The sequence below is a fragment of the Microcoleus sp. Pol7_A1 genome, from assembly GCF_036701085.1.
Taxonomy (GTDB): Bacteria; Cyanobacteriota; Cyanobacteriia; order Cyanobacteriales; family Microcoleaceae; genus Microcoleus; species Microcoleus asticus.
Genome location: NZ_JAUBQD010000035.1, coordinates 1 through 4373, shown reverse-complemented (window position 1 = coordinate 4373; position 4373 = coordinate 1). Strand labels below are relative to the sequence as shown.

Genomic DNA, 4373 nt, shown 5'->3' with positions numbered 1-4373 from the left:
CTGGCCAATTGCCGCCAACTCCATCAGCGCCTCAATATTGACTTGTCGGTATTCGGGCGCCCCAATTTTATTCAGCAAATGCTCTATTTGTAGCGCAAAATTCTTTTCGCCAGGTGTCATTTCCGATAAAATAATGTCGCTGTCTAAGCGATTTTTGCGCTCTAACTTGTCGCCTATAATCAAGCCTTTGCAGTGCCGCAGCAGTCCCCAAACACTCGGATAAAAATCCTTCGGTACGCGATTGACTGTACCTTCCATTTGCCGCTTCCGCCGCCATCCTCCCGCAGGCATTTGCGGTTCTTCGGAAACTGGCGCTACTACCCATTCAATATCTTTTTCCGGCTGTTTGACGCGCAGGGATTCTTGCTGTTTGAGGATTTGATTCATTTCCTCGTATTCTGTCAACACTTGGCGCAGGCGATTATTGATTTCAAAAGGGCTTAGCTGCATTAAATGTTCGTAAGCTTCATTCTGCGTCACTCCTAATTCGCGGGCTAATTCGCTTGTTAAAAGCAAAATAAAGTAGCTAACTCTCAGTGTCAGCAAACCTTTAAATAACTGCGGTTCTGCTTTAATTAGGACGCTGAGGTAAATTAGAATTTCTTGGGTGAGAACTCGATCGCGAATGTCTTCTCCGCAGAATCCGCGAATTTTTTCCATTACTTCCGTATAAGAACCCGGTCGCGAAATTATCGAATCTTCGCTGTAGGCTTTCCCCACAGCAATCTGTTTTTGCCGCACCAAAATATCTGTCACCGCATCGGACAAGCTGATATCAACCTTGTCCAGCAAACCTGCGGCATGGCGGATGACAGCCCATTGGATTTTCGATTGCGAACTTTCTCCAGCTTTTGTATAAACTTCGTTAAGTAAATCCACAACTTGTACTGTTTCTGCCGCACCTCCAAATCCTGTATCAAAATTTAATCCTTTGAGGCGAACTAACGTGTGCAGCAACTCAATTTGTTCGTACAAATTTTCTGAATCGCGCAGGCTAGTTAGCAAGAATTGAGTATTAGTTTCGCACTCTAATTTAAATTCTTGCGTGTGACCCAAAGGCCAAGTTTTTTCAGGATTGTAAGTTAGATAGCTGCGCGTTTCTACTGCACCTGTCACCGGAGACTCGGTAAATTCAAAATCGTGCATGAAATCAATTCTTTCGGTGCCAGCAGTCAGCATTAACTGCTTAAGATTTCCGAGTTTAACTGGCGTGTTGTTACAGTGTCCATCCCGGAATTCCTTCATTAATTCTAACAACGCTTCCCGGCCGGTTTCCAGCATCGTGTGAGTCAGCATCAGCGTTACCGTGGGGCGTCCCAACTGATACCAGTGGCGGTGAATATGAGCTATTTCGCTTTTGATTTTAGATACTAGGAAATGGTAGTCTAGAGTTAGGTAAAATTCTTGTCTGTCCAAAAATGAGGGGAGAAATACGATCGCCTCTTCGCGAATTTTAAACACCCGAGAAGTTGTTAAACTCCGCAGACGGCGCACGGGGCGCCCGGTTAAACCTAATGGGTCGTTGCGTCCAATTTGCGTGTAAATAGCTGATAATTCTTTAGTCTGCCGGACTTGAATAGGTTCTACCTGTTTTGGGGTTTGCGCGGCAATACCGTTAGCGGCTAATTCTGCTTGCAAATCTTCGTCTTCAGCTAACAGTGCAATTTGCACTAAAGGTTCTCTGTGTTGGCCGACTGATAAGTGCCTTCCCAGCGGGTCGATGTCGCCAACTGCGATTAATCCTTCGTTCAGCAATTGACCGAGAAAATACAAACTTTGCGCCCAAACTAGGGGAATATTTTCATTTGGCAAGCGCTGCTGGCTGCTGGGATTTAACTTTTCTGCTTCAATATTTTCGGCGGGCACGTAGTACAATTCTGGTAGTAGTGGCAAACCAGAGCGATCGACTGCCAGAGATTCCAAACGCTGCTGGTACTCTTGCACTTGGGCTTGATTTCCCTGAAATATGCCGTCCAAAAATAAATAAGTGAAAAATAGCGGCCACTCGCATTCAATGTGCTCGAACTGCCTTAATTCTGTGGGTTCGTAGTGCAGGCGATCGGCATCTTCTAAGACTGTTTGGTGTCCGTCCCGCAGAAACCGCTTGCAGCCGTATTTTCCTTGCAATTTGTCAATAATTTTATTCCGAGTCCGTTCTATTAATTGTCGGTCTTCAACAGCAAAAGCCGGAAAACTAATCACGCTCAATAAAGCGGCATCTACTTCTTTTGAACTAGATTCGCGAGGCAAAAGCGATTCCAAAGTTATGCGACTCCTGGCAATTTCGTCTGGCAAAACGTGAATAACAGATGCTTGAGAACCTTTAATTCCGAACAAATCCAACCCATTTATTGCTTCCAGCGCTGCTTTTGCCATGCCAACTGAACTGGCGTTTAATTCTGCATTGCCGCGATTGATTTTATGGCCTCTTTCCCAAATTCCGTAATCAGGCGTGCGGTAGGCTCTACCGATGTAGTAAACTAAATTTTGCACAAAATTGACTTCATCAATTGTAAAAATTACGTGCAGCCCGGAAGCCGTCATTTGAGCAAGTATTAACAAATATATAGATGTCGCGTCTAACTGTAAATGTCCCCATTGGTCATCGCCGACAACAATACTTCCAGTTTGAGTATTATATTTAGCGTGCAGGGCATCTAGCGGCGATTGAGTATTTTTAAAATATTCTACTTTGCTCGATTGCTGCATCATCGCAAACAGCAAGCCGCGCATCAGTTTGACTGTGCCTTGTTCTAGTTCAAATGTTCTGCCGCGATCGTCATCAATTTTGCGGTAAGCTAAACCCAAACCCCAAACTGCAAGAATGCTGTACACGTTGTCGCGCACCCAAGCATCGGTGTAGTCGCCGTGGGCGTTAACGGCGGTACTCGCCGGCAGCAAACCCGTAATTGGGTTCTGACGCTTGAGAATGACGGTTTTGATTTGCTGGTAGTAATAATCTAACCTCGTTTGTCGCTGAGTTGTTGCGATCGCCATTTCGTTTTCCTTGTTTTTCCTGATGCGAGCCGAATCGCGGTGAATAGACTTTTAAATATATCAGATTTCAGATTATTTCTCAAGTTTTGCAAACACAAAAAGGTGATTGCCATGTCTAGCCGCAACAACAATAACAACACCGTTCCTTTCGTAAAAATTGTCTACTCTACAGTGAAAATTAATGGTAAAATTGAGCTAGTACCGATGGAATGGTACGCTGACGGCTCTGTCAAAAAAATTGAACACTAATGCTCGATCGCATTTGGCAGCTTAACTTTAATGGACTTGCGCGCCGTGTACAAAAAACCCGGTTTCTAGGCCACGGAATGATGACTTAACAGAATCTTTGTGGCACAAACCGGGTTTTTTGCGTCCAAAAGTAGTCTAGCATCGATCGCCAATCTAAGCTAATTTAAATAACTAGGTATGTAGGAATCTCAAAGAAAAAAATATGGATCGATCGCAGCCGCAATTTTCAGTGCTGGGACTACCAGTTCACATATTAGATGATTATGCAGGTTGGCTGATGCAGCGCCTGCATCAAGGGTTGGGAAGTCACGTCGTGACGCTGAATGCAGAAATGGCGATGCAAGCCGAGCAAAATCCGGCTTTAGCGGATGTAATCCGCAAAGCGGAATTGGTGATTCCCGACGGTTCGGGAGTGGTGCTGTACTTGCGGATGCGCGGCAAACCGGCGCAGCGCTATCCGGGGATTGAATTAGCAGAATCGCTGCTGCAAGAAGCCGGAAAATTGCCTGATTCAGAACCACTCTTTTTCTTTGGAGGTTCCCCCGGAGTGGCGGCTGCGGCGGCAGAAACTTGGCAGCAAAAAGTTAACGGATTGTCAATTGCTTCTCAACACGGTTATCTTTCCGCAGATGAAGAGAAAGACTTCCGTGAAAGCCTCAAAAAAATGCAACCAAAACTGATTTTTGTAGGCTTGGGAGTGCCGCGCCAAGAATTTTGGATTGCCGAACACCGACACCTTTGTCCTGATTCGATTTGGGTGGGAGTAGGCGGCAGTTTCGATATTTGGGCGGGAACAAAAACCCGCGCGCCGGCTTGGTTTTGCGACAATCATTTAGAATGGCTGTACCGGCTTTATCAAGAACCTTGGCGGTGGCGCAGGATGTTAGCTTTGCCACAATTTGCATTGAAAGCTTTGGGAGATTTTCGAGCTTAAAAGTTCCCGCTAGAATCGGGTTTACGGGAGTTATGGCTGATATTGCCGATCGCGCGTAAACCCGCCGCTACAATAATTGTGGTTAATTTACGTGACATGATACAGTATATTCCCGTAGGGAGCGTGTCACTTTTGCGATGAGTATTTATACTCAAACATTTCTTCGCTTACCAATTAAGCCATTTAAGTAAGC

General features: G+C 45.3%; 3 protein-coding genes. 2 read left to right on the top strand and 1 reads right to left on the bottom strand.

Annotated features, from left to right (window positions below; all coding sequences use genetic code 11):
* The coding region (locus QUA20_RS19250; RefSeq protein WP_333190669.1) for a glycoside hydrolase family 15 protein at positions 1-2997 on the bottom strand (2997 nt) is incomplete at its 3' end.
* 111 nt (positions 2998-3108) lie between these two features.
* Between QUA20_RS19250 and QUA20_RS19245 the strand changes: the two genes are divergently transcribed.
* Positions 3109-3246 carry a hypothetical protein gene (locus tag QUA20_RS19245; protein ID WP_333190668.1) on the top strand — a complete coding sequence of 46 codons (138 nt, stop codon included), beginning with the start codon at positions 3109-3111 and terminating at the stop codon, positions 3244-3246.
* Positions 3247-3448: 202 nt separating this feature from the next.
* Positions 3449-4180 (top strand): WecB/TagA/CpsF family glycosyltransferase, encoded by a 732-nt coding sequence (locus tag QUA20_RS19240; RefSeq protein WP_333190667.1) that lies wholly within the window; start codon positions 3449-3451, stop codon positions 4178-4180.
* The last annotated feature ends 193 nt before the right edge of the window (positions 4181-4373 follow it).

Bases quoted from the DNA above. Each gene is read 5' to 3' on its own strand.
- QUA20_RS19245 (WP_333190668.1), top strand. From the start codon at position 3,109: ATGTCTAGCCGCAACAACAATAACAACACCGTTCCTTTCGTAAAAATT.
- QUA20_RS19240 (WP_333190667.1), top strand. From the start codon at position 3,449: ATGGATCGATCGCAGCCGCAATTTTCAGTGCTGGGACTACCAGTTCAC.